The following is a 26,044-nucleotide window of genomic DNA, read 5'->3' as shown; positions in this document are numbered from 1 at the left end:
GGCAATGCTCACGCGATAGGATAGGACGAACCGGTCCGGGATCGATCCGGGGACTCTTGCCAAATTGCCGCGGCCGGTGAATCGCTCTGGCAAGAGCGGCACGGGCGCGAGTTTGCCGGTTCAAGGGAGTGCGAGATGGCGGGCCAGATGGAAAAGATGACGATGTCCGACGGCGCCGAGATCGGCGTCTATCATGCACAACCCGAGGGCGAGCGGCGTGGCGGGCTGGTTCTGGTGCAGGAAATCTTCGGTATCACCGACCATATCCGCGACCTGGTCGATGACTATGCCGCCGACGGTTATGAAGTGCTTGCCCCCGCGCTGTTCGACCGCGAACATCCCGGCTTCGAGGCCGGTTATGACGGCGAGGGACTTGCGCGCGGTGTCGAACTGGCGCGCCAGCTTCACCCGTTCGACCTGTCGCTCGCCGATGTGCAGACCTGTGTCGATGCGCTGGCGCCAAAAGGGCCGGTGTTCGTGGTCGGCTATTGCTATGGCGGGTCAGTCGCCTGGTTCGCCGCGACACGCATGAACAATGTCGCCGCTGCATCGGGCTATTATGGCAGCCTCATTCCCGGCGCCGCGGGCGAAGTGCCCAAAGTCCCGGTGATCCTGCACTTCGGGCGCTTCGATACCGGCATTCCGATGGACGGCGTCGAAAAGGTCATTGCCGCCGATCATCCCAATGCGACCGTCCACATCTATGAAGCCGGGCACGGCTTCAATTCGGACCGCCGCAAGGATTATCATGAATCGAGCGCTGATCTGGCCAAGGAACGGACGCTCGAATTGTTCGAGGCGAACGCGCGCTGATGCGGATCGGAGGCATCACGCTGTGGCTGCTGGGGAGCGTGCTGGCGCTTTATCTGGCGGCATTGGGCGCATTCTATATTTTCCAGCGCGTCTTCTATTATCCCGCGCCGGGCGGCGGGCTGACGCTCGCCGAGGATCCCGGGCCCGGTTTTCAGGACATGTCGCTCACCACCAGCGACGGCCTGGTCCTGCGCGCGTTCTACCATCCGGCGCGGCCGGGCCGGCCAACGCTGGTGTTTTTCCACGGCAATGGCAGCGACCTGAACGGCAGCGAGGCGGCGACGCGTGCCTTTGCCGCTCAGGGGTACGGCGTGCTGCTGCCGGAATATCGCGGCTATGGCGGCAATCCGGGCACGCCGAACGAACAGGATCTCTATCGCGACGGCGCGGCGGGGCTTTACTGGCTGGAGAATAGCCGCATGCCGCTCAAGGACATTGTCCTGATCGGCAATTCGCTCGGGTCGGGCGTCGCCACTGAACTGGCCAAGCGAAAGAAGGTCGGCGGGCTGATCCTCGTGTCGGGCTTTTCCAGCCTGCCGCGCGTGGTCGGCCAGCATTATCCCTATATCCCGACCGTCCTGGTTCGCGACCGGTTCGACAATCGCGCCAAGATCGGCCGGGTCACGGCGCCGATCCTGCTTTATCACGGCACGGCCGATACGGTGGTGCCGGTCAGCAACAGCCGCACGCTGGCCAGGGCGCAGCCGGCGGCGACCTTCGCCCTCGAACGTGGCGCAGGACACGACCTGATGTACATGCCGGTGGCGACGCGGCGTATCTCCGCCTGGCTGCAGGATCATTTTCCGGTCCCGCCGCCGCCGCCATCTCCGCCCGATGCGGGCACGCCGCTTGACCATCGCGGTGGATCAGTGTCGAACTCGTCACCGCAATAGCGCGGAGCGGGGCGATGGACGTCGAACTGGCCGAAGAGCGGGTGCTGGTCGTGCGCGACCGCTTCTCGATGGACCATGCCGAAGGACGCGCCTGGACCAAACGCGTCGAGGCGTTCGGGACGATGGCGAAGCTGACCGGTTTCCTCACCCGGCCGCGTGATGAGGAGTTCGAGGTCGTCTATCGCGAACGGCGGCTGCAGCCCTTCTGGCGCATCGCCTGCACCGCGCTGCATGTCTATGAACGCAATCGCGACTATCGTGTGGTGGTGGCGGCCAATGTCCAGGAGGTGATGCTCGAAGGGACGCTGCGGCCCGTCAGCGAGGGCGCCTTCACTGTCTCGGGGGTCGAGCATTGCCGCGACGAGGCGGAGCGGGAGTATCTGTTCGATGCGATCCGCGGCACGCCCGATGCCGCGCTGTCGGCGCATCTCAAATTCGACGCCGATCTGTCCGACGCGGACGGGTTGGCGGCGGCGACGCTGGCCGGCACCGTGGTCGTCCCGCCCGAGGCCAAGGCGTCGATGCTGGTACGCGACGTGCTGGCCGGATCGATCGTACGGATCGAGGCCGACCGGGTATTGGAGGAGAAGCTCTCGCTCCATCTGATCGATCTCTATTACCGCCCGGTCTATGCCTTTCGCTATCGCTGGCAGGGCAAGGAAGCGGTGGTCGAATTCGATGGCGTCACCGGGGAAACCCGCATTGGCGGCGCTACCTTCGAACAGCATGTCGGCAAGCTGGTCGATGCCGAATTCCTGATCAATGCCGGGGTCGAGGCGGCCGGGCTGTTCATCCCGGGCGTGCGTCTGGCGGAGATTGTCATCACCCGCTCGCTCGCCGCCAAGCGCGATGCCGGTAATCCGCGCTCAAGGCCTTAGCCTGGACCCGCCGCGATATGGAGACTGATGGATGCTGAAGAAGTTGAGCATGGCCATGGCATTGACGATCGCATCCACATCCTCAGCCACCGCGAAACCCGATCACGCCGCGCTCGACGCGCTGGTCAAGGCCGGCATGGCGGAAACCGGTGCGAAGGGCATCGCGATCGCCTATATCGACCATGGCAAGATCGTCTCGGTCGACAGCTGGGGCGTGCGCAACGCCGGGGGCGATCCGCTGACCACTGACACCGTGATGTACGGCGCGTCGCTGACCAAGGCGGTGTTCGGCTATTTCGTCATGCTGCTCGCCGATGACGGCCGGATCGATCTCGACCGCTCGATCGCCGACTATCTGCCCCGGCCGCTGCCCGATTATGCCGGTCCCGCGATCGAGAACAAATATGCCCGGTGGAGTGATCTGGCGGGCGACGAACGCTGGCGCAAGCTGACCCCGCGCATCCTGCTCAACCATGCATCGGGCTTCGCCAATTTCGGGTTCGCCGAACCCGATGGCAAGCTGCGGTTCCATTTCGATCCCGGCACCCGCTATTCCTATTCAGGTGACGGGCTGATCCTGCTGCAATTCGTGCTCGAGCAGGGGCTGGGCATGGATCTTGGCGTGGAAATGAAGAAACGCATTTTCGACAAGGTCGGCGCGACCAGGACCGGCATGATGTGGCGGCCCGATTTCGCGACCAATCTTGCCGATGGCTGGACCATCGACGGCAAGGTCGAGCCGCATGACGAACGCAGCAAGCCGCGCGCCGCCGGGTCGATGGACACGACGATTGCCGATATGGCCAGGATCGCTGCTGCCCATGTCCGTGGCGATGGGTTGAGACCAGCGGCGCGCGCCGACCTGGTCCGCCCGCAATTGCCGATCACCACGCGCAGCCAGTTTCCCAATCTGCAACCCGATCTGCCGGTTGCGGATCGATATCCCGGGCTCTCGGCCGGGATCGGTGTCGTCACGTTTCAGGGGCCGCAGGGACCGGGCTTCTTCAAGGGCGGGCATAATGACAGCACCGGCAACACCTGGGTGTGCGTCGAGGCGAAGCAGCGCTGCGTCGTCATCCTGTCCAACGATGTCCGCGCCGAACTTCTTTTTCCACGGCTGACCAAGGCGCTGCTCGGCGATACCGGCGTGCCCTGGGCATGGGAATATGGCGACCAGCCCTGGACCAGGCCCTAGTTGATCGATCCGCGGGATTGCCTTTGCTGCAGACCGTGGCGCCGCCGCCCAACTATATGCAAACTTAACGGTAAACCGCCCAAATCGATCTCGAACCCTAATGCCGATCGCTATATCTGGGCCGCCACATGGAACGTGGCGGAACAGATTGGCGGCATGGCCGGGTCGCGGACATCAGTCTGCGTGCGGCCGGCTTTACCATGCTCGGCCTGGCCGGGATATCGATTCACGCGCTGACGGCGCTGCGCGCCGGACTGTCGCAGGGGTCGCCGCCGCCATGGGTTTTCGGGCTGGCGATGATCGGCTTCATCGGGGCAAGTTTCGGCAGCGCGCTGGTCGTGCTCGGCCGCCATATCTTTGACCGGGTCGAGATCAGCGAACGATGGGCGAGACGCAGCCCGATCCTGCCGCGCGACGCCGGGTCGTTTGAGACGGGCATCATGCCGATCGCGGTCAGGCTCTCGATCGCGGCCTCGCGCATCGAAGCCGGGCTGATCGTGACGGACTCGTTGCTTCATGCTGTTCGACCGGCCGACAAAGCATTGACCCCAAGCCCAGCTCTGGTTAAATTATAGCTATAGCTATAATAAATAACCGTGGCGAGCGGACAAGGGGAGATAAAGATGTTGGCGCGATTCCTGGCAGCCTTGGCGATCCTGTTCATACCCCTGACCGCGCCGGCGATCGCGAAATCTGTCGCAAGACCCGCAGCAAAAGCTGGTAATGCCGAAACGCTGATCGTGATTTCGATCGACGGCTTCCGCGCCGACTATCTCGATCGTGGCCTGTCCCCGACACTGGCGAAGCTCGCCCGGGATGGCGTGCGATCGGTCGGCATGCGCCCGGCCTTTCCCTCGGTCACCTTGCCCAATCATGTGACCTTGATGACGGGAAAGACCCCCGATCATCACGGCGTGATCGACAATCTGATGATGGACCCGGCGATTCCCGGCTGGTTCGGCGGGCTCGATCCCAAGGTCGCCGAGGATCCGCGCTGGTGGGCAGGGGCAAAACCGCTCTGGATCACCGCCGAGGAACAGGGCGTGCGCAGCGCCGACATGTACTGGCCGGGCGCGCAGGTACCGTTCGGCGGCAAATTGCCCAGCATGGGACGTGCACCGGGGGAACTCTCGGCCGATGCCGAGGTCGATGCCGTGCTGCAATGGCTCGACCGGCCAGTGGGTTCGCGCCCACGCCTCGTCACGCTCTATTTCCCGATGGTCGATGACGCCGGGCATTCATTCGGTCCGGACTCGAAGGAAGTGAATGCCGCCATCGTTCAGGCCGATGCCGCGCTCACCCGGCTGGTGTCGGGGCTCGAGCAGCGCAAGCGTCGCGCCTCGACCAACCTGGTCGTGCTGGCCGATCACGGCATGATCGAGATCCCCGACGGGCAGCAAATTCTGATCGACGATTTCGTCGATATATCGAAGCTCGTGGTCACGACCGCCGGCGCCTATATCGGTGTCAATCCGCTGCCCGGCAACGAAGCCGAGGTGGAGACGGCGATGCTGAAACCGCACGACCATCTGACCTGCTGGCGCAAGAGCGAGATCCCGGCGCGCTTCGCTTACGGCACGCATCCGCGCGTTCCGAAGATCTTTTGCCTTGCCGAGCCGGGCTGGGTGGTGCTGACCAAGCCGATCGCGGCTTATATGAAGATGCATTACGCCACCGGTTTTCGCGGCAATCACGGTTATGACCAGACCGATCCGAAAATGGCTGCCCTGTTCGTCGCCAATGGCCCGGCGTTCAAACGCGGCGCGACGATTCCGGCATTCGACAATATCAATGTCTATCCCATGCTCGCGCAGGTGCTGGGCGTGAAGGGAGAGCCGGGCGACGGCACGCTGGCGCTCGCGCGCGACATCATGGTGCCGGCGCGATTGGCGAAATGAACGGCCGGATCGGTTTTCCCGTCGCTCGCGCCGCGAAGCCCGCCTAGAACGCCCGCCGACACGAGTTTGGGGGTGGATTGATGAAGTGGTTCAGGCGCGTCGCATTCCTGGTGCTGATCGCATCGTCCGGGGCTGCGCAAGCCTCCTCGCTCGACCCGAAAAGCATTGATGCGATCGTCGCGCCGCATGTCGCGGACAAGAGCTTCATGGGCGAGGTGCTGGTCGCGCGCGGGGCGGATGTGATTTTCGATCGCTCCTTTGGCCGTGCGAACATCGAATGGAACGTGCCGTTCGCAGCCGATACGCGCTTTCGCATCGGCTCGATGACCAAGCAGTTCACCGCGGCGGCGGTGCTGAAGCTGGTCGAGCGGGGCAGGGTCGTGCTCGATGCGCCGGCCTCGCGCTACGTGTCCGGCCTCCCGGCCAGTTGGCATGAAGTGACCGTACGTCAGTTGCTGAACCAGACGGCGGGCCTGCCGAACTACACCAATGATCCGCTGTTCGCGACCCTCTCCCGGCTCCCGACCCCGCCCGCGAAGCTGCTTGAGCTTGTCGCGGGCAAGCCGCCGGAATTCACGCCGGGAAGCGAGTGGCGTTACAGCAACACCAATTATCTCGTGCTCGGCTGCCTGATCGAGCAGGTTTCGGGCCACAGCTTCGCGGCATTCCTGCGCGAGACATTGTTCGGGCCGCTCAGGATGACGGGCACTGACTATGATTCAGTCAACCGCATCATGCCGCATCGCGCATCGGGATATCGCCGTAATGCCGGCGCGCTGGAAAATGCCAGTTACACCGACGAAAGCGCACCTTTCTCGGCCGGCGGGCTGGTTTCCACCGGGCGGGACCTGCTTGCCTGGGGACGGGCGCTGTATCGCGGCGGCGCCTTGTCGCCGGCTGACGCCGGACTGATGATCGCGCCCGCGAAGGAGGAATATGCCTTTGGTCTGTGGAACCATGAACGCGACGGCATCCATCAGATCGAACATGGCGGACAGATCAACGGCTTCAACAGCGAGATGGCCTATTATCCCGAGGCCGACATCACGGTCATCGTGCTGAGCAATGTGGAGGGCGAGAGCGCCAAGCTGATCAGCGAGGAAATCTACACCAAGCTGATCCCGAAGCGACCGGCCGGATAAATCGATACCGATTCAACGCATCGACAAGCCATGGCAGCTGGAGCCGAACGGGACGCCATGTTCCGGTCCGCTCTTTCTCATCGTTGGCATTATTGGATGTTTCGTCACCCCTGTTCCGGCGAAACTCACCCCCTGTTATTCCGCTGTTCCACCGCTGTTCCGATAACAGGGGTGGGACAGTGCAGGGGATTGGAAACAAAAGGAAATTTCTCGCCGGAAATCCAACATAACAGGGGTGGCTTTTTTTATTTGGAAATAACAGGGGTCATTCGACCGTGAATCCCGGCTCGGACGGTCGTTTCCACGCTCCCGAGTCAAAAAATCCGGCTCCGTTTGATCGCAAGCGGCGGGATGTCGCATCGTCATGACCCGCCTATATCGGCAGTATGGAAACCGAGATGATCAATTTTGATACGGCATGGGCGGCTTTCTCCGCCCGCGACCGTAGCTTTGACGGCCGCTTCGTCGTCGCGGTCAGCAGCACCGGCATTTATTGCAAGCCGAGCTGCCCGGCGCGGCACCCGAAGCGCGAGAATGTCCGCTTCTATCGCGATCCGGCCGAAGCGCGCGTGGCGGGCTATCGCGCCTGTTTGCGCTGCAAGCCCGACGAAGTCGGCCGCGACCGTATCGCCGTGGCCCGCGCCGTCGCGCTGATCGAGGCGGCGGAGGATATCATTGCGCTCGACGATCTCGCCGAACAGGTCGGCTATGCGCCGCATCACTTCCACCGCCTGTTCAAGCGCGCGACCGGGGTGACGCCCGCCGCCTATGCCCGCGGCCTGCGCGCGCAACGCGCCGCGCGCGCGCTGACCGAGGAAGCGACCGTGACCGAGGCGATCTACGAGGCGGGCTATTCCGCCCCGAGCCGCTTCTATGAAGGTGGCGCAAAGCGGCTCGGCATGACGCCGAGCGCGTGGAAGCGCGGCGGGGCGGGGGTGACGATCCGCTGGACGGTGGCCGACACCAGCCTCGGCGCGATGCTCGTCGCGGCGACCGACAAGGGCCTGTGCCGCGTGTCGTTCGACGAGGGCGAAGACGCCTTGCGCGAACGCTTCCCCAATGCCGAGATCGTGCCCGGCGGTGCGGCGCTGGCCGATCTCGCCGCACGCGTCGTCGCCAGCGTCGAATCGCCCGATCGCGATCAGGATTTGCCGCTCGACGTGCAGGGCACCGCGTTCCAGGAGGCGGTATGGCAGGCGCTGCGCCAGATCCCGATCGGCGAGACGCGCACCTATACCGAGCTTGCGACGATCGCCGGCAATCCGCGCGCGGTGCGTGCGGCGGGCACGGCATGCGGCGCCAACCAGGTCGCGGTGGTCATCCCCTGCCACCGCGCCCAGCGCGCCGACGGCAGCATGGGCGGCTATGCTTACGGCGTGGATCGCAAGATCGTGCTGCGCAATCGCGAAGGAGTGGAATGATGGCCTATCGCATTTCCGGCTTGCCGCTCGACGATTTCGCGCCGCTGTTCGGGCGCAGCGATGCCGAGCTGGCCGAACAGGGCGTGCTCCGGGTTCGCGCCGACCATAAGCCCGGCTATCCGTGCCGCGTCACGCTTGAGGATGCGGAACCGGGCGAGACGGTGCTGCTGCTCAACTATGCCGACCACAAGGCCGCGACGCCGTTCCGCAGCAGCTATGCGATCTATGTCCGGGAAAGCGCGCTCGCTCCGGCCGAGCTTCACGACAGCCTGCCGGCCGTGTTCGCCAATCGCCGCCTGGCGTTCCGCGCCTTCGACGCGGCGGGCATGTTGCGCGACGCCAGCCTGGCGCTGGACGGCGATGCCGATGCGCGGATCCGCGAGCTTTTCGCCGATCCGGACATCGCTTACCTCCAAGCCCATAATGCGGCCCCCGGCTGCTTCGCGGCGCGCATCGACCGCGCCTGACATCCGCCCCTTGCGCGGCCGGCCGGCCGGGTTAGGCTGGCCGGGAAAAAGGGGACGCCATGCAACCGACACCGCCGAATACGCCGCCGAACAGCCTGGTCTGGCGGATCGTGCACTTTCCACCGGTTCTGCTGGCGATTGGTATCGCCTTCATCATCGGTGCCATGACGGTCTCCGGGCTGGTCAGCCGGTCGTTGCGCCAGAGCGGCAATGACTGGCTGGCGGTGCTGCTGGCAATCATCGTCGCTGCGATCTTCATTGCCTTTTATTGCGCGTTCGCGCGGCTGGTCGAGCGACGCCGCGACGTACCAGAGTTCGCCTTGCCGGGCTCGGCGCGGGAACTGGGGTCGGGCCTGCTGGTGGGGCTGGTCCTGTTCTCGCTGGTTGTCGGCATCATCGCCGTATTCGGCGGCTATCGGGTGATCGGCACGCATGGCGCCGCGGTCCTGCTCCCGTCGCTTGCGATCGCGATCACCTCCGGCGTGACGGAGGAGATTGCACTGCGCGGGTTCTTCTTTCGTATCGTCGAATCCTGGCTCGGCAGCTGGATCGCCCTGATCCTCTCGGCCGCCCTGTTCGGCGCGCTGCATCTCAGCAACCCCAATGCGACGTTCCTGGCGGGCTTTGCGATCACGCTTGAAGCCGGGATCATGCTCGCCGCGCTCTATATGCTGACGCGCCGGCTCTGGGCGGCGATCGGGCTGCATGCCGCTTGGAACTTCGCGCAGGGCGGGATCTACGGCATTGCCGTGTCTGGCTTCAGGCAGGATGGCCTGCTCGTGCCGCGGATCACTGGCTCGGATCTGCTCACCGGCGGCGACTTCGGTGCCGAGGCGTCATTGCCCGCGGTCATCCTCTGCACGGCGTTCGGCATTGCACTGCTGGTGGTCGCACATCGCCGCGGACGCTTCGTCGCGCCGTTCTGGATGCGCCCCAAGCCGGTTCAGTCCGCCGCCTTGCAGGAATAGACGATCTTCTCGTTGGGATAGGGCGGCAGCGCGGCGCGGATCGCCGCCTGCTGCGTCGACAGGTTTGCGCGCGCCGCGATATCGGACGAGCACGACTTGAGCGTAACCTGCGTCCGGATCTTGCGCGCGGCATCCATCTGCGCAGCTGAGAGCAGATAGCGGCTGTTCGAGTAGATCCGCGTCGCCGGGTCGAACTGCAGGATCGAGACGGTCTGCTCCTCCGCCGGCACCAGGATGCGGTCCCATTTGCTGCCATTCTCGGCATATTGGGTGCGCGTGTTCATGCAGCCCGCAGCGCCCCAGTCGATCGCCACCGGCTCGGTCGATGACACGGTGACGCGGCTGCGTTCCGGAACCGCTGTACACACCATCTTCCCAAGCGCCGCCTCGCTGTTGACCGCGACCGGGGCGGTGGTCGCGGTGGGCTCGGGCAGGGTCACTTCACCGCTTGGACGAAGCAGGAAGACAATGACCGCCGCGACGAACAAGGTGCCGCCGCCGACCGCTGCCCAGATTGCCCCGCGCCGTTCGTTGCGCAATTCGAGCAGCCCCGCGCCGCCGACCGTCAGGGTGCCGAGCACCAGCAGCACGGCGGCGATCGCCATGAAGTTCTCGCTGCTGCGCAGTGCGTCGGCACGGGCTTTGACCAGCGCCTGTTCGCGTTCCGCCGATAGCTTGCCTGCCGCATCGAGCTTCGCATTCTGCGCATCGGCTGCGGCGCGCGCATCGGCATCGCTGTCCTGGCGCAACCGGTCGGCGATGCTGGTGCAGGAGACGCCAACGGCCGCATAGGGCTGCTTGGCCTCGCGCAGGAACGCTGCCAGCTCGGTATCGGCGATCGCGAAGCCGAAGCTCGAATCGCCTTCCTCGCTCTTGGTCAGCGCTGAGTTCACCCCGACCACGCGGCCGCATGGATCGAGCAGCGGCCCGCCCGAATTGCCCCGCGCGATGCTAGCGGTGTGGAGCAGCACCTCGATATCGGTGAGCGTACGCCGGCCGGAGAACACGCCTTCCGACCGGACCGGCGAAAGCGGGCGGATATAATCAGCGGCCGAGCGTGCGGTGGCGATGTCGACATTGCCGGGATAACCGAGCGCGGTCACCGACCCACCTTCGTCGACCGGCCCGGTATAGAGCGCGAGCGTTGGCAGGTTCACGCCCTTGAATTCGATCAGCGCCAGGTCGCGCGCCGCATCGAGCGCAATGACCTTGCCCTCATAGGATTTGTCGCCTTCCGAGGGTACGATCCCGACCACGACATTGTCGGGATAGCGCGCCGCCAGTTCGACGACATGCGCGTTGGTCACCACCCGGTTGGGCGCAACCGCAAAGCCGCTGCCATGGCCGAAGTCGACCACCTTCTCGTCGACCACTGCGATCGTCACGACCCTTACGACGCCGCGTGCCGACGCCGAAATATCGTCAGCGCGGGCCGGCAGGGCCCAGCCGATCAGAACCGCAGCGAGGATCAGCAATCGTACCATGTGGTCAGCCCGCAATCGCATTGAAGCGGCCTTGTCCCAGCAAAGGCGATGCGCTTCAAGCGACCATCAGGGTCTTTTTTCCTTGGCCGCATCCGCCTCCGCCTGCTTCTTCACAGCAGCATCGAAGGCGGCCAGCGCGTCTGGCCCGGATTTGCCGGCGGTGAGGTCGGCGATCAGCCGGGCGGCCGGATTGTCGCGCGGAGCGTGGGGATTATAGGCGAGCGGCGCAAGCGTCCGGCGCGCCAGCAGGGGGTTGCCGTCGTTGATATCCTGCCGCGCGACGAGGAAGCGCAACTCCTCGTCTTGCGGGACTAGGTCGAACGCCTTTTGCAACCCGAGTATCGCGCTTTCGCTCGGGGCGAGTCCCTGTTCCAGAAAGCAGGTATAAAAGAGCGCCAAGGCGGCGGCGCTATCGGGGTCGGCGCGATTGGCCTTGACGATCCAGCTGCGGGCCGTGGTCCAGGCCTTGTCGTCCGCGGCTGCCTTGTCCTTCGTTGCGCGCCGCATCAGCACTCGCGCCTTGTAGAGCATCGCGTTGGCTGTCTTCGGATCCTTGGCCAGCGCCCGGTCGGCCGCAGCTTCCGAGGCCGGATCGTCTCCCGCGTCATAAGCCATTTCGGCAAGCCAGGTTTGAACCACCGGATCGTCGGGATAGCGTTCGGCAACTTCCTTGCCCTGCACGAAGACTCTTAGCGCTTTCTCCTTGTCGCCGCCGCGGGCGGATTGCATCCGCGCCGCCATCATTGCGCTCGCGCCTTCGCTCAGCGGCTTGATGTCGATCTTCGGCATCTGTTCCGGGGTCAGCGTAATCACCTTGCCGGGCAGCCGCGTTGAAAGATACCGTCCCAGATCGCGGTCCAGCTCCTTCAGGTCACCGAATGCAGTCCGCGCGGCATCGATGCTTGGCGTGCCGTTGTTCAACAGATTTATGTAAGTGGTGAATTTGGCCGCCCGCGCATCGTTGAACATCAGATAATGGGTCATCAACCAGCCGCGGGCATAGAGGTCATCGACTTGTTCGCCGGTCATGCGCTGCTGAGCTGAACCAAGCAGCTCCTCGATCGGCAGCGCCTTGCCGTGGAACAACGTATAGGCACGATGATTGGCCGGTGCGCCGATGGTGACCTGGTTGTTGTGGAAAGTCGCGGTCGAAACGACCTCGGCATAGCCTTCGGTGAACCATGATGGATAAGCTGCGGCAAAATTGCCGAGCATGAAGTGATGACCATATTCGTGATAAAGGATCACGCTCGGTGAGAACGGGTCCTCGTCGCGGTAGATGCTGCCGCGATTGTCCTCGGTCTTGGCGGGCGTAAACGCGACCGATCCATTCACGCTGGCATGATAAAAACCGCCGACCGCACTGTTCCTGTCACCATAGATTACCCGTACCGCATCCAGGTCGCGCAGGATGAATACGGTGACCGGATTGGATTCGATGCCCCCCGCTCAGGAGTGCCGCTGAGCAGGCGTAAGGCCGTATCGAGCTCTTCCACCTGAGTCGCAAATGTCCGCAGGCTGGCTTCGGTGCCCTGGCTATAGATGACGAAGTGCTTCGAGCGCGCCTTGAGCCAGGCAGCCGTCACGGGGTGCGCCGAGAACAATATCGCGGCCGCGGTTACCATTCTGAGCAAGTGTCTGATCATGATGAGATCCCCCGACGCGATTGTGTCGGATGGTCATGGCAGGCGCAAGACAGGTTCTAGACGAAGCTGTACGGGTCGATATCAATCGTGACGCGTACCTTTGACGGCCAGTCGAGCTTGCCAAGCCAGTCGCGGATCACGTCCTGCACGTCGAGCGCGCGGCGCGCATGGACCAGCAGCCGCTGCCGATGCCGTCCGCGCAGCATGGCAAGCGGGGCGGGGGCTGGGCCATAGACTTCCATTCCCTCGACGCGCGGCGCGCTGCGGCCGATCAGCAGCGCGATCTCATGCGCCGCGGCCTTGTCCTCGCTCGACACGACGATCCCGGCGAAGCGCCCGAACGGTGGGGCGCCGGCCTCGCGCCGGGACTCGGTCTCCGCTTCATAGAATGCCTCGGCATCGCCGGTGATCAGCGCACGCATCACCGGCGCGCTTGGGCTGTGCGTCTGGATATAGACATGGCCGGGCTTCGCACCGCGCCCCGCGCGGCCCGACACCTGCATGATCTGCTGGAAGGTCCGCTCCGCCGCGCGCAAATCGCCGCCATTGAGGCCGAGATCGGCATCGATCACCCCGACCAGGGTCAGATTGGGGAAGTGATAGCCCTTGGTCACCAGCTGCGTGCCCACGACGATGTCAATGTCGTGCGCCTCCATGCGGTGGACGAACTCTGCCGCCTTGGCCGGCGACCAGATCGTGTCGGAGGTGACGACCGCGGTCTTGGCATCGGGGAACAGCGCCGCGACCTCATCGGCGATGCGCTCGACACCGGGGCCGACCGGAACCAGCGTGTCCTCATTCTGGCATTCGGGGCAGTCGCGCGGGACTTGCTCGATATGGCCGCAATGATGGCAGGCAAGGCGCCGGACGAGGCGATGCTCGACCATCCAGGCGGTGCAATTGGGGCATTGGAAGCGGTGGCCGCAGGTGCGGCACAAGGTCAGCGGGGCGAAGCCGCGCCGATTGAGGAACAGCAGCACCTGTTCGCGCCGCTCAAGCGTCTCCTCCATCGCGCGAACCAGGCGCGGTGCGATCCAGCGGCCGCGCTCAGGCGGTTCGGCGATCAGATCGATCGCCTCGATCGCCGGCATCTCCGCCGCGCCCCAGCGACCGGGCAGCTTCAGTTCGGCATAGCGGCCAAGCGCGACCTGCTGGCGCGTCTCGATCGCCGGCGTGGCGGAGGCGAGAATCACCGGGCATGGTTCGAACAGCCCGCGCATCACCGCGACGTCGCGGGCGTGGTAATGCACGCCTTCTTCCTGCTTGAAGCTGGTCTCATGCGCCTCATCGACGACGATCAGGCCGAGATTGGCATAGGGCAGGAACAGCGCCGACCGCGCGCCGACGGTGACCAGGGCCTGGCCGCTGGAGATGGCGCGCCAGGCCCGGCGCCGCTGCGAACTGCGCAGACCCGAATGCCACGCGACCGGCTCGCAACCGAAGCGCGCGGTGAAGCGCTGCAGGAACGGCTCGGTCAGCGCGATCTCGGGCAGCAGGACCAGGGTCTGGCGTCCCTCACGGATCGCGGCGGCGATCGCCTCGAAATAAACCTCGGTCTTGCCGGAGCCGGTGACGCCGTCGAGCAGGGTCGGCTGGAAGGCGCGCGCCTGGACATTGGCGACCAGCACCTCCGATGCCGCACGCTGATCGGCGGACAGAGCAGGCTGGCCGAATTCGGGATCGGGCAGGGGATAGGGACTGTCGATATCGACCTCGACCGCTTCGACCGCGCCGGTCTTGACCAGCCCACGGATCACCGCGTCCGAGACATCCGCGGCGATCGCCAGTTCGCGGATCAGGCCCTGGCGGTCGCCGATCCGCTCCAGCGCCTGTTCGCGCTGCGGCGTCATGCGATCGGGCACCAACCCGGTCGCACGATACTCGGTGACGGTGCGCGCCCCCTCCAGCGCGGAGGAGGACGGCATCGCCATGCGCACCACCGAGGCGGGCGGCGCGAGATAGTAATCGGCGGTCCATTCGACCAGCCGGCGCAGCGGATCGGCAAGCGGCGGTACATCCGCCACGCCGACCAGATTGCGCAGCCGGTTGTCGCCGACCTCGGCATCGGACGGCATCCGCTCCGGCTCCCACACCACGCCGAGCAGCTGGCGCGGGCCGAGCGGGGCGATGACGATCGAGCCCGGCTCGACAACCATCCCGTGCGGCACGCGGTAATCCAGCGGACCGAGAGCGGAATTCAGCACGAGGACGCGGGCGCGAGACGACATAAAGGTGCATATGGCTTTCAAGCGCGCTAGTGGGAAGGGACACCTCCGAAGGAGTTCTCACCCGTGTCGTTGTTCGCTCTTCTGCTGCTTGCCCAGACCACTGCCGCCCCGGCCCCGATACAGGGTGAAAAGCCCGAGCCGGTATGCGTTCGCCAGGGCGACCTGCCGCCGGCCTTCGCCAAATGGAACCAGCCGCCGTCGAAGGACGCGAAGGAGATCACAGTCGGCGCGCCGTTCGTCGCGCATGCGGTCGATCCGGCAACGATGAAATGGGCGACGGCGACGCCGTCCGCCCGGCCGGGCAAATCCGCGATTGCCTATTTTGCCATCCCACAGACCGGTTCCTACAAGGTCGCGCTGAGCAGCGGTGCCTGGGTCGATGTCGTCTCGCAGGGCAAGGCGCTGACCTCGACCGCGCACGGCCATGGCCCGGTCTGCACCGGGATTCGCAAGATCGTCGATTTCAAGCTCGCCAAGGGCCTTTACGCGCTGCAACTTGCCGGGATCGCCGGGGACAGCGTCAAGGTCATGATCGTCCCGGCCTAAGCGGTGATGCAGGCCGCGATCCTTGCCTGGAGCGATCACCTCGCACAGAATCGCCGGCGTTCGACGCACACCGTGCGTGCCTATGTCGCGACGGCGCACCGGCTGGTGGCGTTCCTCGCCGGGCATTGGGGTGAAGCGGTCTCGGCCGACCGGTTGGCCAGAGCCGGCGCCGCCGATCTGCGCGCCTATCTCGCATTCCGGCGCGGGGAGGGGTTGGGTAATGCTTCGGCGGCGCGCGAATTGTCGGCGGTGCGCGGGTTCCTCGCCTTTGCCGGCGGGGAGGGGGCCATGCCGCGGCTGAAGGGGCCGCGCGTGAAAAAGGGCATTCCCCGGCCAATCTCGCCCGACGAAGCCGTATCGTTGGCCGAAGATGTGGCGGAGAATGCGGCCGAACCGTGGATCGGCGCGCGCGACTGGGCGGTGCTGCTGCTGCTCTATGGTGCGGGCCTGCGTATCGGTGAGGCGGCCGGGCTCACGGGTGCGATCCTGCCGCTCGGCGCGACGCTCAGCGTGACGGGCAAGCGCGCCAAGACCCGCATCGTGCCGTTGCTGCCGCAGGTGCGCGAAGCGATTGAGGCTTATGCTACGCTCTGCCCCTGGCCGATCGCGCGCGGCGAGGCGCTGTTCCGTGGCGCCAAGGGTGGTCCGCTCGATCCCGCGCTGATCCGCCGCGCGGTACAGGCGGCACGGACCCGGCTCGGCCTGTCGGATCGCACCACGCCGCACGCGCTGCGCCACAGCTTCGCCACCCATTTGCTCGGGCGCGGCGCGGATCTTCGGTCGCTGCAGGAACTGCTCGGCCATGCCAGCCTCAGTTCGACCCAGATCTATACCGCGGTCGATGCGGCGCATCTGCTTGACGTGTATCGCAACGCGCACCCGCGCGCCTGATGTCGATCAATTGACTTTGTGCCGGCTTGATCCAGAAACGATCGCATGACGACCGGCTTTCCGCTTCCGCCCCATCTCGCCGCCGATGTCGCCGCCGTGCAGCGTATCGATATCGTCAGGACGATCCTCGCCGATGTCTGCCACATCACCGGCATGGGTTTCGCCGCGGTGGCGCGCGTCACCGACGGACATTGGATCGCGTGCCAGGTGCAGGATGATATCGGCTTCGGTCTTGATGCCGGTGAGGAGCTCGAGGTTCGCACCACGATCTGCGACGAGATCAGGGACAGTGGCGTCACCGTCTATATCGACCATGTCCGCGACGAGCCGGCGTGGCGGACTCATCCCACGCCGATCCTGTACGGATTCCAGAGCTATATCTCGGTCCCGATCGTCCGCGCCGATGGCAGCTTCTTCGGCACTCTGTGCGCGATCGATCCGGAGCCCCGACCGGTCAGCCTGCAGACGATGGTTGCGATGATCGAAGAGTTTGCGGCGCGGATCGGCCATGAGCTCGACGCGATGCTGAACACCCACTCCGCCGCCGACTAACGACCATCAGGCGCGCGGTTTCCAGGTCATCACCCGGTACACATAGAAGCCGGCGATCCCCACCATCGTCGCCACCGCGGCCGGCCCGATATAACGGTCGAGTTCATGGAAATTGGCGCCGAGATAATAGCCCGCGCCGGCCAGGATGGTGTTCCAGATCGCGCTGCCGGCCGCGGTCCACAGGATGAAACGCCAATGCGGCATGCATGTCATGCCCGCCGGCAGCGAGATGATCGTGCGACCGGCCGGCATGAAGCGGAACACGAAGATCACCCATTGCCCATGGCGCTGGAAAAAACTGTGAAGCTTTTCCACGTCATGCCATTCGAGCGTCAGCCAGCGACCCCAGCGCTCGACGAACGGCCGCAGCCGCTTGTAGCCGAGGCGCCGCCCGATCTCGTACCAGAAGTAATTGCCGGCCACCGTGCCGACCGTGCCCCACAGGATCAGTGGCACCATGCTCATCTGCCCGCGTGCAACCGCCATGCCGCCAAGACCCATGATCACTTCGGACGGGATCGGCGGAAAGACATTTTCTGCCGCCATCAGCAGGAAGATGCCGATATAACCGCCCCAGGCGATCATGTTGATGATGAGGTCGGTCATTTATCCCGCTTCTCAACCGTTCGTCCTGAGCCTGTCGAAGCACATTGGCTTGTGCTTCGACAGGCTCAGGACGAACGGCGGTCGGTAAAAGGTCCGCGAGTCAGGCGCGCGCCGCCACCTTCGCCTCGATCGCTGCCCAGATCAGCGCACCGGTGTCGGTCCCGTTGAAGCGGTCGATCGCGACGATCCCGGTGGGCGAGGTGACGTTGATTTCGGTCAGCCATTTGCCGCCGATCACATCGATGCCGACGAACAGCAGCCCGCGCTTTTTCAATTCCGGCCCAAGCTCGGCACAGATCGCCAGCTCGGTTTCGCTCAGCTCGGTCTTCACCGCCGACCCGCCGACCGCGAGGTTGGAGCGGATCTCGCCCGCGCCAGGCAGCCGGTTGATTGCCCCCGCGACTTCGCCATCGACCAGCACGATGCGCTTGTCGCCCTGCGCCACGTCGGGAAGAAAGGCCTGGATCATGTGCGGCTCGCGCCAGGTCGTGTTGAAGACCTCGATCAGCGCCGACAGGTTTGCGCCGTCACTGCCGACCTTGAAGATCGCTTTGCCGCCATTGCCGTGCAGCGGCTTGACCACGATCTCGCCATGCTTCGCCAGGAACGCGCGCGCCTCGTCAAGCGAGCGGGTGACCAGTGTCGGCGGCATGAAGTGCGCGTAATCGAGCACGAAGACCTTTTCGGGCGCGTTGCGCACGCTGGCCGGATCGTTGACGATCAAGGTTTTGTGCGCGATCCGCTCGAGCAGATGAGTCGCGGTGATATAGCCGAGGTCGAACGGCGGATCCTGCCGCATCAGCACGACATCGGCATCCTCGCCGAGATCGAGCGAGATGGGTTCTCCGAACTCGAAATGACTGCCCGCAACGCGCTGCACCGTCACTGGATGCGCCTTGGCCCAGACCCGGCCATCGGCATAGTTCAGGTCCTCAGCGGCGTAGTGGAACAGCCGGTGCCCGCGTGCTTGCCCCGAGAGCATCAGCGCGAAGGTCGAATCCCCCGCGATATTGATGCTGTCGAGCGGATCCATCTGGACGGCGACGGCGAGCGACATGGACTTCTCCGAGTTATGACCCGCGCGATGTAGGGTGGACGCCGCGGAAAGTCACCCGATCCAGGCATTCTCGATATGGCGTGGCCGCGTACCTGGTGCGAGCAGGATGACATCGACGCGGATATCGTCGCCCGGCCCGGCATAGCGCGACATCAGCACCTCGGCCGCCGCCGCGACGCGGGCGAGGCGGCGCTCGTCGATCGCGAAGTCGAGCTCGGCGGCGGTGGCGCGCATCTTGACCTCGACAAAGGCGATCAGATTGCCGCGCCGCGCGACCAGATCGACCTCGCCGGCCGGGGTGCGAACACGACGATCGAGGATGCGCCAGCCCTTGAGCCGCAGCCACCAGCCCGCAAGGCGCTCGCCACGACGGCCTGCAGCTTCGGCAGTGCGGCGGTCTCTCACCCCTTCATCTCCAGCGCTCGCGCATAGAGCGCCTTGCGATCCACCCCGAGCTTCTTCGCCACTTCGCTCACTGCCTTCGCCATCGGCAGCCGCTTGAGCGCCTCGACCAGCGCCGCCTCGGCATCATCCTGTGACGCAGGTGCTGCCTCGCCTGGCGGGGCGACGACGATGACGATCTCGCCGCGCGGCGGTGCATCGGCATAGCGTGTCGCGAGATCGCCGAGCGTGCCGGTCACCGCTTCCTCGAATCGCTTGGTGATTTCGCGCGTTACTGCCGCCTCGCGCTCGCCCAGCCCGTCGGCGAGCGCGGCCAGCGTTGCCGCCAGCCTTGGCCCCGATTCGTACAGCACCAGCGTCGCGCGCACCGCCGCCACTTCGGCGATCGCGGCGGCGCGCGCCTGCGCCTTGGGCGGCAGGAAACCGAGATAGAGGAAGCGGTCGGTGGGCAACCCCGCCAGCGTCAGTGCCGCGATTGCCGCGCATGGCCCTGGCACCGTCACCACATTATGCCCCGCCGCGCGCGCATCGCGGACCAGCTTGTAGCCGGGATCGGAGATCAGCGGCGTGCCCGCATCGGAGACCAGGGCCACGGCCTCCGTCGCCATCCGCGCGATCAGGCCGGGGCGCACCCCTTCGGCATTATGGTCATGATAGGGTGTCATTGGCCGTTTGACGCCGATATGACGCAGCAGCACCGCCGTCACACGGCTGTCCTCGACCGCGATTACCGCGGCGTTGGCCAGCACATGTGCGGCTCGCGGCGAGAGATCGCCGAGATTGCCGATCGGTGTGGCGACGATATAGAGACCTGGTTCAAGTTCCGCGTTCATTGGGAGTAGTCATGGCAGAGGGTGTATCGGTACCGCAACGGGGCGTTTCGTTCCTGCGGGCGGCAATCGTCGCCGGCGCGTTGATTCTCAGCGGCTGTCAGACGGTCGTGCCGCGTGGCCCCGCGAGCAAGGCGCCGCCGACGACGCGGCCCGCGACGGACCCGTCGCTGATCGATCCGGGCATCCCGGTCGATACCGCGCGCCACCGCGTCGCACTGCTCGTGCCGATGACGGGCAGCAATGCCGGCGTCGGCCAGAGCCTCGCCAATGCAACGCAGCTCGCCTTGCTCGATACCAGGAACGAGAAGGTGCGCATCACCACCTATGATACCGCTCTCGGCGCCGCCAATGCGGTGCAGCGGGCCATCGCCGACGGCAACAAGCTGATCCTGGGGCCATTGCTCGGTGAGGATGTCCGAATCATCGCACCGATCGCGCGCCGTGCCGGGGTGCCGGTGGTGAGCTTCTCCAACGATGCCAGCGCGGCGGGCAATGGCGCCTATCTTATGGGCTATGCGCCCGCCCAGTCGATCGCACGCGTGGTCGATTATGCGCGCGGCCAAGGGGTGGAAAGCTTTGCCGGGCTGGTGCCGAACGGCCTGTACGGCGAACGCGCCTCGACCTCGTTCCTGCGCGCGGTCGAAAGTGCGGGCGGCCAGGTGGTCACCTTGCAAACCTATGACCGCGCATCGGGATCGCTCGCCGCGGCGGTCACGCGCATGGCGCGCAATTCGCCCTATCAGGCGGTGCTGATCGCCGATGGCGGATCGAGCGCCGCCGCCGCCGTGCCGTTGCTGCGCCGGAGTGGCGGCGCGACCGCCCGTGTGCTCGGCACAGAATTGTGGAATTCGGAAGCCTCGATCGCGAGCAAGGCGCCGCTCAACGGCGCCTGGTTCGCCAGCGTGCCGGATAATCTCTACCGCCAATATGCCGCCAAATACCGCGCGCGGTTCGGCGCGGCGCCGTTCCGCTTGTCGAGCCTTGGCTATGACGCCGTGCTGCTGACGGTCCGGATCGCGCGCGACTGGCGGGTCGGCGACGAGTTTCCCGAGGCCCGGCTGCATGACACGGGCGGCTTTTCTGGCATTGATGGCGCGTTCCGCTTCGGCCGCGACAATATCGCCGAGCGCGCGCTGGAAGTGCAGGAGATCCGGGGCGGGGCCACCGTGGTGGTGTCCGCGGCACCGACCGGCTTTGCGGGGAAATAACGAGAGGGAATGATCATGCCGTCGAGCACCGCACGAGCGATCGGGTTCGCCATGATGGCCGCGCTGGCTGTCGCGGCTGCGCCGGTCCGCGCACAGGATGATGGTGGGCGCGCCTTGATGCGCGAACTCGGTATGGGTGGTCTTGACGGCAAGAAGCTCAAAAAGGCGATCGAGAAAGCCGACGCCAAGTCGCTGGGGTCGAAGGACAATCCGATCCGTGTGAATATGCCGGTGGGCGAACACGCCTATCTCGCGCGGCTGCGCTGTGCCGACGGGACGGCGCCGGCGGAGGAGCGCGCGGGAAGCGTCGGCATTGGCGTCTTTGGCAATATCCTCGACCTGTACAAGGTGACCTGTGCGGGCCAGCCGGCGGTCGATGTCTATATGGACATGTACCATGAGGGCCCGGAAAACCGCCCGGTGCCCGGCTTCACGATCGTTGAATAGGCGCTAGCCGCCCGGCCGCAGGAGCACGGGCAGAATCGCGTCAAGCAGCAGCATGCCGGCGTCGGTAACCTGCAACCGGTCGCCGGCGCGGACGATCAGTCCCTGATCCGCCAGTTTCGACGCGGCGCGATCATCGATCAGATCGACGATGCCGCAGTCCCCGAGCGCCGCGATCCGCGCGAGATCGACGCCTTCGCGCAACCGTAGCCCCATCAGCAGCGCTTCGGTCGCCCGCGTGCCGGGGCTCAGCGCGTCCTCGGCCTCGATGCCGTGCCGGTTGCGGTCGACCGCCGCCATCCAGTTCTCCGGCTTCTTGCGCCGCACCGTCGCCAGCCCGCCACGCCGGCCATGCGCGCCCGGGCCGATCCCGGCATAATCCTGGTAGCGCCAATAGACGAGATTGTGGCGGCTCTCCGCCCCGGCACGGGCATGGTTGGAAATCTCATAGGCGGGCAGCCCGGCCGCCGCGGTCATTGCCCGGGTCGCCTCGAACAGATCGGCCGCCGCGTCGCCATCGGGAATGACGATCCGCCCCGCCGCGGCTTCGGTGGCGAAACGCGTGCCGGGCTCGATGGTCAGCTGGTAGAGCGACAGATGCTCGGTGCCGAAGCTCAGCGCCCGGGCCAGTTCGGCTTCCCAATGATCAAGCCGTTGATCGGGCCGGGCATAGATCAGGTCGAAGCTGACGCGCCCGAACGCCGCTTGCGCCGTCGCCAGCGCGGCCAGCCCCTCGTCCACGCCGTGCGCGCGGCCGAGAAAGGCGAGCGCGTCATTGTCGAGCGCCTGCAGCCCGAGCGATACCCGGTTCACCCCGACACTGGCGATATCGGCGAAGCGCGCCGCCTCGACCGATGACGGATTGGCCTCGAGCGTGATCTCGATTCCATCGGTGAAACCCCAGCTGTCCTCCGCCGCACGCAGGATCGCGGCGACGGTTTCGGGCGGCATCAGCGAAGGTGTACCGCCGCCGAAGAAGATCGAGCCGAGCGTGCGTCCGGGCGTCAGTACGGCCTCATGCGCCAGGTCGGCGAGCAGTGCCGCGCGCCATGCCGCCTGGTCCACACTATCGCGGACATGGCTGTTGAAGTCGCAATAGGGGCATTTCGACACGCAGAACGGCCAATGGACATACAGGGCGAGTGGTGGTGTTTCTGCGGGGTTCATGGTCGCGCGCTTATGGTCGCACGAGAGGAGCTAGGGAAGATGCGAGTTCTGGCGTTGGCGTTGCTGCCGATCGGGCTGTTGCTAGCCGGCTGTTCGAACGGCCCGGTGCGCGTGACCGAGGAGCGCAGCTTTGCCGGCAATGCGGCGCGTGGGGACGGGTTGCTGCGCAAAGCGATGATCGAGGGGCATAATGACGCCCGTGCCCGGGCCGGCGTGCCGCCGCTGGCGTGGGACGCGACGCTCGCTGCCGATGCGCTGCGTTACGCGCAGGAACTTGCCCGGTCCGGCCGGTTCGAACATTCGCGCGAGCCGCGCGGGGTCACCGCGCAGGGCGAAAATCTATGGACCGGCACGCGCGGCGCGTATCGCTATGACGAGATGATCGGGCATTGGGTCGACGAGGATCGCTATTACCGCCGCGCCGCGACGCCGGATTTCTCGACCACCGGCAAATGGCAGGATGTCGCTCATTATACCCAGATCATCTGGGGCCGGACGACCGAGTTCGGCTGTGCGATGGCGCGCAACGACCGCGACGATTATCTCGTGTGCCGCTATACGCCGCCAGGCAATGTTGTCGGGCAATTGCCCTGAAACTGGCCACGTCCGGCCGGCTGAGGCTAATATCGTTCCACCGTCCATGACCCGTAACCTGGAAGAGGTCGGTGATTGATCCCATCAGAGATGTAACTTTTTATTGCTTCCCCGGCGAAGGCCGGGGTCCAGTCGGAAGGTAGAAGTTAACGAGCGTCGTACGTCACCGCAGACGCTCCTCGGCTGGACCCCGGCCTTCGCCGGGGAAGAAGATTAAGTGAGATATCTGCCGAGCAAAGTTCGGGAGATGAAGGTAATGTGAGGGAGTGCCGTCCTATTCCTCGCCGGTGCGATAGGCGCAGAATTTATTGCCGTCGGGGTCGCGGAAATAGGCGCCGTAAAATGCCTGGTCGCCGGCCCCGCCCCGCAGGCCGGGCGCGCCCTCGTCGGTGCCGCCCAGTTCGATCGCCTTGTGATAGATCGCATCGACCTGTGCCCGGCTGTCCGCGGCCAGCGCGACCATCGTGCCATTGCCGGGGTTTGCCGCGCCGCCGTCATAAGGCCTGGTCACCGCGAGCATCGGCCTGTCGCGGCCCGCGCCGTACAAGGTGAAGCCGCGCGCATCGGGCATGGTCAGCAGCCTTTTGCCGCCCATGGCGCTGGCCAGCCCGTCATAAAAGACCAGCGCCCGGTCCAGATCATTGGTGCCGAGTGTCGCGTATCCAATCATTGCCCTGCGCCCTTGGCCGGTGGCGTGATGTCGCCCGGCTTGCAATCGCCCGTGCGGCTGCTGCGCACGCGCATTTCCATCACGCCCTCGCTGGCGCCGGCGGTAAAGCGTTCCATCTTCATCGTGACGTCCTGCGCGGTCGCGGTACTGCTGCCATTCATCTGGATCTTGAGCGAGCGTCCCTTGGGAGCCTCGCACGTTCCACTCAGCGCGATTGTCTGACCGGTCAGATCCTGTTTGTCGAAGGTGCACTTGCTCCCCCCCGAACTCATCTTGCCCATTTCCTTGGCGACATCTTCCTTCGCCGCCGCCTCGGGCGTCAGGCAGATCGACATGCTGCTCATCATGTCGAACATCTTCTGCATCTGCGCCCTGGCTTCGGGCGGGTTGTTCTTGCCGTCGAGCCGGACGATCTCGACCTTCTGCGACCAGCTACCGGGCTGACGCTTCACCGGCGCCTTGTCGCCACATCCGCCGACCAGCAGTGCCGATGCCGTCACGGCAGCCATCAAAATTCGCATTCCCGTTCCTCCATTATGATGTTGAGTTTCTACGTAAGGCTGAGATTCTGCTTGGACTTCAGCACGGCCAAAGCGGCGAGCAGGCGAGTCACCGGCAATCCCCCGCATAGGATGCGACAAGCGAAAGCTTCGTCGTGGTATCAACCCCCCGCACCGAGGCATTCACATCCGCAACGCCGGTCATCATGGTCGGCGTATGGGATCCGTTGAAATTCACCACTGCCTTGTATCCCCGCTGCGGTGTACCGCAGGACGACAACAGGCTGATATGGCCGCCGCCGATCTGGATCGTGTTCAGACAGTCGCCGCCGATGCCGATGCCCGGCAGAATCAGGTCGCCATTGGCGGCGAGGCTGCTGCCGATGCAATCATCGGTTTCGAACGTCGTGCCGATTTTCTTCTGCATCTCAGCTGCCCCCGCCGGCGGAGCTGCAGCCGGATCGGTCGCCTTGATCGTCAGATCTTCCCATTTCAGAACCGTATGCCAACGGCCCTGCTTAAGGCCCATTGCGGCAATCACCTTGTCTGCCGGCACCGAGACCGGGTTCTCCGCCCGGCTCACCGAAATACTCAGCGCGAACAGCGTCAGGCAGGCGCAACCAAGCAATTTGACCGTTCGCATCGCTCCCCCCGTTTATACGCCCTCGTTGGCACGATGGTGGGTCGATCTTGCGATATTGGCAATCCGGATTCGCGATCCGCCGGTCAGTTAATCGACAAAAGCGCGCTCGATCACGAAGCGGCCGGGATTGGCGTTCGATCCTTCATCGAAGCCGATCGCTTCAAGCATCGCGCCGAGATCGCGGATCATGCCTGTGCTGCCGCACAGCATCACCCGGTCGGTGGCCGGGTCGAGCGTGCGGGGGCCGCCGATCGGTGGTCCGAACAAGGTCGCATCGTCGATCAGCGCGCCGATCCGTCCGGTGGTATGGAACGGCTCGCGCGTACAGGTCGGAATATAATGGAACTGGAGCAGCGCCTGATCGCCGACCAGCGGATCGCCGGCCAGTTGCGCGGTCAATTCGTCGCGATAAGCGAGATCGCTCACGCGCCGCACGCAATGCACCAGGATGATCTGCGCGAAGCGGTCATAAATGTCCGGGTCGCGCGCCAGGCTGAGAAATGGCGCAAGTCCCGTGCCGGTGGAAAAAAGGAACAGCCGGCTGCCCGGGAGCAGCGCGTCGCACACCAAGGTGCCAGTCGGCTTGCGGCCGAGATAGACCTGGTCGCCGGCATGGATCGTCTGCAGCCGCCCGGTCAGCGGACCGTCCGGCACCTTGATCGACAGGAATTCCAGCTCATCGGCATAGGCCGGGCTGGCGATTGAATAGGCACGCATCAGCGGGCGCGCCTCGCCCGGCAGGCCAATCATCACGAACTCGCCGGAGCGGAAGCGGAAGCTGGCCGGGCGGTCGATCGCGAAGCTGAACAGATGCTCGTTCCAGTGCCGCACCCAGCGCACGTCGCTGGTCGCGAAGGCCGCATGATCGGGGATAAGCTGGGGCGTGCGGACGTACATG

28 protein-coding genes are annotated in these 26,044 nt (G+C 65.2%); 16 read left to right on the top strand and 12 right to left on the bottom strand.

Annotation, left to right across the window (positions count from 1 at the left end):
* Window positions 1-135: 135 nt before the first annotated feature.
* The 10 genes from ACRECS_RS10740 (at window position 136) to ACRECS_RS10695 (ending at window position 9,675) form a co-directional block, all read left to right on the top strand.
* A complete protein-coding gene (locus ACRECS_RS10740) occupies window positions 136-813 on the top strand; it encodes a dienelactone hydrolase family protein (RefSeq protein WP_431582959.1) in 678 nt (225 codons plus the stop codon).
* On the top strand, window positions 813-1,706 hold the full coding sequence (locus ACRECS_RS10735) for an alpha/beta hydrolase (protein ID WP_431582958.1): 894 nt from the start codon (window positions 813-815) through the stop codon (window positions 1,704-1,706). Before ACRECS_RS10740 ends, ACRECS_RS10735 begins: the two co-directional genes overlap by 1 nt.
* 14 nt (window positions 1,707-1,720) lie before the next feature.
* The gene (locus ACRECS_RS10730) at window positions 1,721-2,584 is read left to right on the top strand and encodes a hypothetical protein (protein ID WP_431582957.1); all 864 of its coding nucleotides are present in this window, start codon (window positions 1,721-1,723) and stop codon (window positions 2,582-2,584) included.
* 31 nt (window positions 2,585-2,615) lie between these two features.
* Window positions 2,616-3,779, top strand: a complete 1,164-nt coding sequence (locus ACRECS_RS10725; protein WP_431582956.1) for a serine hydrolase domain-containing protein — start codon at window positions 2,616-2,618, stop codon at window positions 3,777-3,779.
* Between the two features lie 128 nt (window positions 3,780-3,907).
* The gene (locus ACRECS_RS10720; protein WP_431582955.1) at window positions 3,908-4,354 is read left to right on the top strand and encodes a hypothetical protein; all 447 of its coding nucleotides are present in this window, start codon (window positions 3,908-3,910) and stop codon (window positions 4,352-4,354) included.
* Window positions 4,355-4,402: 48 nt separating this feature from the next.
* A complete protein-coding gene (locus ACRECS_RS10715; RefSeq protein ID WP_431582954.1) occupies window positions 4,403-5,677 on the top strand; it encodes an ectonucleotide pyrophosphatase/phosphodiesterase in 1,275 nt (424 codons plus the stop codon).
* Window positions 5,678-5,757: 80 nt separating this feature from the next.
* Window positions 5,758-6,819 (top strand): serine hydrolase domain-containing protein, encoded by a 1,062-nt coding sequence (locus ACRECS_RS10710; RefSeq protein WP_431582953.1) that lies wholly within the window; start codon window positions 5,758-5,760, stop codon window positions 6,817-6,819.
* A 398-nt stretch (window positions 6,820-7,217) separates the two neighbouring features.
* Window positions 7,218-8,240 (top strand): bifunctional DNA-binding transcriptional regulator/O6-methylguanine-DNA methyltransferase Ada, encoded by a 1,023-nt coding sequence (gene ada / locus ACRECS_RS10705; protein ID WP_431582952.1) that lies wholly within the window; start codon window positions 7,218-7,220, stop codon window positions 8,238-8,240.
* Entirely contained in the window at window positions 8,240-8,707 is a 468-nt protein-coding gene (locus ACRECS_RS10700) for a DUF1203 domain-containing protein (RefSeq protein WP_431582951.1), read from the top strand. The genes ada and ACRECS_RS10700 overlap by 1 nt, the downstream gene beginning before the upstream one ends.
* Before the next feature lie 59 nt (window positions 8,708-8,766).
* Window positions 8,767-9,675 (top strand): CPBP family intramembrane glutamic endopeptidase, encoded by a 909-nt coding sequence (locus ACRECS_RS10695; RefSeq protein WP_431582950.1) that lies wholly within the window; start codon window positions 8,767-8,769, stop codon window positions 9,673-9,675.
* Here the strand turns inward: ACRECS_RS10695 and ACRECS_RS10690 are convergent.
* The 3 genes from ACRECS_RS10690 to ACRECS_RS10680 all read right to left on the bottom strand — a co-directional run bounded on the left by ACRECS_RS10690 (window position 9,651) and on the right by ACRECS_RS10680 (window position 15,033).
* Entirely contained in the window at window positions 9,651-11,159 is a 1,509-nt protein-coding gene (locus tag ACRECS_RS10690) for a S1C family serine protease (RefSeq protein ID WP_431582949.1), read from the bottom strand. The genes ACRECS_RS10695 and ACRECS_RS10690 overlap by 25 nt on opposite strands.
* 66 nt (window positions 11,160-11,225) lie before the next feature.
* Window positions 11,226-12,494, bottom strand: coding sequence for a tetratricopeptide repeat protein (locus tag ACRECS_RS10685; RefSeq protein WP_431582948.1), 1,269 nt, complete (start codon window positions 12,492-12,494; stop codon window positions 11,226-11,228).
* Between the two features lie 367 nt (window positions 12,495-12,861).
* Window positions 12,862-15,033: a primosomal protein N' gene (locus tag ACRECS_RS10680; RefSeq protein ID WP_431582947.1), complete on the bottom strand. Its 2,172-nt coding sequence runs from the start codon at window positions 15,031-15,033 to the stop codon at window positions 12,862-12,864.
* A gap of 63 nt (window positions 15,034-15,096) precedes the next feature.
* Between ACRECS_RS10680 and ACRECS_RS10675 the strand changes: the two genes are divergently transcribed.
* The 3 genes from ACRECS_RS10675 to ACRECS_RS10665 are packed head-to-tail and all read left to right on the top strand — an operon-like array spanning window position 15,097 to window position 17,022.
* Window positions 15,097-15,579: a homogentisate 1,2-dioxygenase gene (locus ACRECS_RS10675; RefSeq protein WP_431582946.1), complete on the top strand. Its 483-nt coding sequence runs from the start codon at window positions 15,097-15,099 to the stop codon at window positions 15,577-15,579.
* A 6-nt stretch (window positions 15,580-15,585) separates the two neighbouring features.
* A complete protein-coding gene (locus ACRECS_RS10670; RefSeq protein ID WP_431582945.1) occupies window positions 15,586-16,470 on the top strand; it encodes a tyrosine recombinase XerC in 885 nt (294 codons plus the stop codon).
* A gap of 45 nt (window positions 16,471-16,515) precedes the next feature.
* Window positions 16,516-17,022 carry a GAF domain-containing protein gene (locus ACRECS_RS10665; protein WP_431582944.1) on the top strand — a complete coding sequence of 169 codons (507 nt, stop codon included), beginning with the start codon at window positions 16,516-16,518 and terminating at the stop codon, window positions 17,020-17,022.
* Window positions 17,023-17,028: 6 nt separating this feature from the next.
* On the opposite strand, the gene ACRECS_RS10660 is transcribed toward ACRECS_RS10665, so the two are convergent.
* From ACRECS_RS10660 to rsmI, 4 genes are all read right to left on the bottom strand, one after another.
* On the bottom strand, window positions 17,029-17,628 hold the full coding sequence (locus ACRECS_RS10660) for a DedA family protein (protein WP_431582943.1): 600 nt from the start codon (window positions 17,626-17,628) through the stop codon (window positions 17,029-17,031).
* A 100-nt stretch (window positions 17,629-17,728) separates the two neighbouring features.
* Entirely contained in the window at window positions 17,729-18,685 is a 957-nt protein-coding gene (gshB, locus tag ACRECS_RS10655; RefSeq protein WP_431582942.1) for a glutathione synthase, read from the bottom strand.
* A gap of 51 nt (window positions 18,686-18,736) precedes the next feature.
* A complete protein-coding gene (locus ACRECS_RS10650) occupies window positions 18,737-19,090 on the bottom strand; it encodes a YraN family protein (protein WP_431582941.1) in 354 nt (117 codons plus the stop codon).
* Window positions 19,087-19,920: a 16S rRNA (cytidine(1402)-2'-O)-methyltransferase gene (gene rsmI, locus ACRECS_RS10645; protein WP_431582940.1), complete on the bottom strand. Its 834-nt coding sequence runs from the start codon at window positions 19,918-19,920 to the stop codon at window positions 19,087-19,089. Before rsmI ends, ACRECS_RS10650 begins: the two co-directional genes overlap by 4 nt.
* Window positions 19,921-19,931: 11 nt before the next feature.
* Here rsmI and ACRECS_RS10640 point away from each other — a divergent pair, with 11 nt between their 5' ends.
* Window positions 19,932-21,128, top strand: a complete 1,197-nt coding sequence (locus ACRECS_RS10640; RefSeq protein WP_431582939.1) for a penicillin-binding protein activator — start codon at window positions 19,932-19,934, stop codon at window positions 21,126-21,128.
* Between the two features lie 15 nt (window positions 21,129-21,143).
* The gene (locus ACRECS_RS10635) at window positions 21,144-21,575 is read left to right on the top strand and encodes a hypothetical protein (protein WP_431582938.1); all 432 of its coding nucleotides are present in this window, start codon (window positions 21,144-21,146) and stop codon (window positions 21,573-21,575) included.
* 3 nt (window positions 21,576-21,578) lie between these two features.
* Here the strand turns inward: ACRECS_RS10635 and hemW are convergent, their stop codons facing one another.
* Entirely contained in the window at window positions 21,579-22,739 is a 1,161-nt protein-coding gene (gene hemW, locus ACRECS_RS10630; RefSeq protein WP_431582937.1) for a radical SAM family heme chaperone HemW, read from the bottom strand.
* 39 nt (window positions 22,740-22,778) lie between these two features.
* Between hemW and ACRECS_RS10625 the strand changes: the two genes are divergently transcribed.
* Entirely contained in the window at window positions 22,779-23,333 is a 555-nt protein-coding gene (locus ACRECS_RS10625; RefSeq protein WP_431582936.1) for a CAP domain-containing protein, read from the top strand.
* A gap of 274 nt (window positions 23,334-23,607) precedes the next feature.
* On the opposite strand, the gene ACRECS_RS10620 is transcribed toward ACRECS_RS10625, so the two are convergent.
* The 4 genes from ACRECS_RS10620 to ACRECS_RS10605 form a co-directional block, all read right to left on the bottom strand.
* The gene (locus ACRECS_RS10620; RefSeq protein ID WP_431582935.1) at window positions 23,608-24,003 is read right to left on the bottom strand and encodes a VOC family protein; all 396 of its coding nucleotides are present in this window, start codon (window positions 24,001-24,003) and stop codon (window positions 23,608-23,610) included.
* Complete coding sequence (locus ACRECS_RS10615) at window positions 24,000-24,524, bottom strand: DUF3617 domain-containing protein (protein ID WP_431582934.1); 525 nt, start codon at window positions 24,522-24,524, stop codon at window positions 24,000-24,002. Before ACRECS_RS10615 ends, ACRECS_RS10620 begins: the two co-directional genes overlap by 4 nt.
* A gap of 88 nt (window positions 24,525-24,612) precedes the next feature.
* On the bottom strand, window positions 24,613-25,146 hold the full coding sequence (locus tag ACRECS_RS10610) for a hypothetical protein (protein ID WP_431582933.1): 534 nt from the start codon (window positions 25,144-25,146) through the stop codon (window positions 24,613-24,615).
* A gap of 87 nt (window positions 25,147-25,233) precedes the next feature.
* Window positions 25,234-26,043: a ferredoxin--NADP reductase gene (locus ACRECS_RS10605; protein WP_431582993.1), complete on the bottom strand. Its 810-nt coding sequence runs from the start codon at window positions 26,041-26,043 to the stop codon at window positions 25,234-25,236.
* Window position 26,044: the final 1 nt, after the last annotated feature.

It is taken from the genome of Sphingomonas sp. (genome assembly GCF_050725575.1).
In the GTDB taxonomy this organism is placed as follows: Bacteria; Pseudomonadota; Alphaproteobacteria; order Sphingomonadales; family Sphingomonadaceae; genus Sphingomonas.
Note: the sequence above shows the minus strand (reverse complement) of the source record. Positions and strands in the feature narration are given on the sequence as shown.

Bases quoted from the DNA above. Each gene is read 5' to 3' on its own strand.
- ACRECS_RS10740 (WP_431582959.1), top strand. From the start codon at position 136: ATGGCGGGCCAGATGGAAAAGATGACGATGTCCGACGGCGCCGAGATC.
- ACRECS_RS10735 (WP_431582958.1), top strand. From the start codon at position 813: ATGCGGATCGGAGGCATCACGCTGTGGCTGCTGGGGAGCGTGCTGGCG.
- ACRECS_RS10730 (WP_431582957.1), top strand. From the start codon at position 1,721: ATGGACGTCGAACTGGCCGAAGAGCGGGTGCTGGTCGTGCGCGACCGC.
- ACRECS_RS10725 (WP_431582956.1), top strand. From the start codon at position 2,616: ATGCTGAAGAAGTTGAGCATGGCCATGGCATTGACGATCGCATCCACA.
- ACRECS_RS10720 (WP_431582955.1), top strand. From the start codon at position 3,908: ATGGAACGTGGCGGAACAGATTGGCGGCATGGCCGGGTCGCGGACATC.
- ACRECS_RS10715 (WP_431582954.1), top strand. From the start codon at position 4,403: ATGTTGGCGCGATTCCTGGCAGCCTTGGCGATCCTGTTCATACCCCTG.
- ACRECS_RS10710 (WP_431582953.1), top strand. From the start codon at position 5,758: ATGAAGTGGTTCAGGCGCGTCGCATTCCTGGTGCTGATCGCATCGTCC.
- ada (WP_431582952.1), top strand. From the start codon at position 7,218: ATGATCAATTTTGATACGGCATGGGCGGCTTTCTCCGCCCGCGACCGT.
- ACRECS_RS10700 (WP_431582951.1), top strand. From the start codon at position 8,240: ATGGCCTATCGCATTTCCGGCTTGCCGCTCGACGATTTCGCGCCGCTG.
- ACRECS_RS10695 (WP_431582950.1), top strand. From the start codon at position 8,767: ATGCAACCGACACCGCCGAATACGCCGCCGAACAGCCTGGTCTGGCGG.
- ACRECS_RS10690 (WP_431582949.1), bottom strand. From the start codon at position 11,159: ATGGTACGATTGCTGATCCTCGCTGCGGTTCTGATCGGCTGGGCCCTG.
- ACRECS_RS10680 (WP_431582947.1), bottom strand. From the start codon at position 15,033: ATGTCGTCTCGCGCCCGCGTCCTCGTGCTGAATTCCGCTCTCGGTCCG.
- ACRECS_RS10670 (WP_431582945.1), top strand. From the start codon at position 15,586: ATGCAGGCCGCGATCCTTGCCTGGAGCGATCACCTCGCACAGAATCGC.
- ACRECS_RS10665 (WP_431582944.1), top strand. From the start codon at position 16,516: ATGACGACCGGCTTTCCGCTTCCGCCCCATCTCGCCGCCGATGTCGCC.
- ACRECS_RS10660 (WP_431582943.1), bottom strand. From the start codon at position 17,628: ATGACCGACCTCATCATCAACATGATCGCCTGGGGCGGTTATATCGGC.
- gshB (WP_431582942.1), bottom strand. From the start codon at position 18,685: ATGTCGCTCGCCGTCGCCGTCCAGATGGATCCGCTCGACAGCATCAAT.
- rsmI (WP_431582940.1), bottom strand. From the start codon at position 19,920: ATGAACGCGGAACTTGAACCAGGTCTCTATATCGTCGCCACACCGATC.
- ACRECS_RS10640 (WP_431582939.1), top strand. From the start codon at position 19,932: ATGGCAGAGGGTGTATCGGTACCGCAACGGGGCGTTTCGTTCCTGCGG.
- ACRECS_RS10635 (WP_431582938.1), top strand. From the start codon at position 21,144: ATGCCGTCGAGCACCGCACGAGCGATCGGGTTCGCCATGATGGCCGCG.
- hemW (WP_431582937.1), bottom strand. From the start codon at position 22,739: ATGAACCCCGCAGAAACACCACCACTCGCCCTGTATGTCCATTGGCCG.
- ACRECS_RS10625 (WP_431582936.1), top strand. From the start codon at position 22,779: ATGCGAGTTCTGGCGTTGGCGTTGCTGCCGATCGGGCTGTTGCTAGCC.
- ACRECS_RS10620 (WP_431582935.1), bottom strand. From the start codon at position 24,003: ATGATTGGATACGCGACACTCGGCACCAATGATCTGGACCGGGCGCTG.
- ACRECS_RS10615 (WP_431582934.1), bottom strand. From the start codon at position 24,524: ATGCGAATTTTGATGGCTGCCGTGACGGCATCGGCACTGCTGGTCGGC.
- ACRECS_RS10610 (WP_431582933.1), bottom strand. From the start codon at position 25,146: ATGCGAACGGTCAAATTGCTTGGTTGCGCCTGCCTGACGCTGTTCGCG.
- ACRECS_RS10605 (WP_431582993.1), bottom strand. From the start codon at position 26,043: ATGTACGTCCGCACGCCCCAGCTTATCCCCGATCATGCGGCCTTCGCG.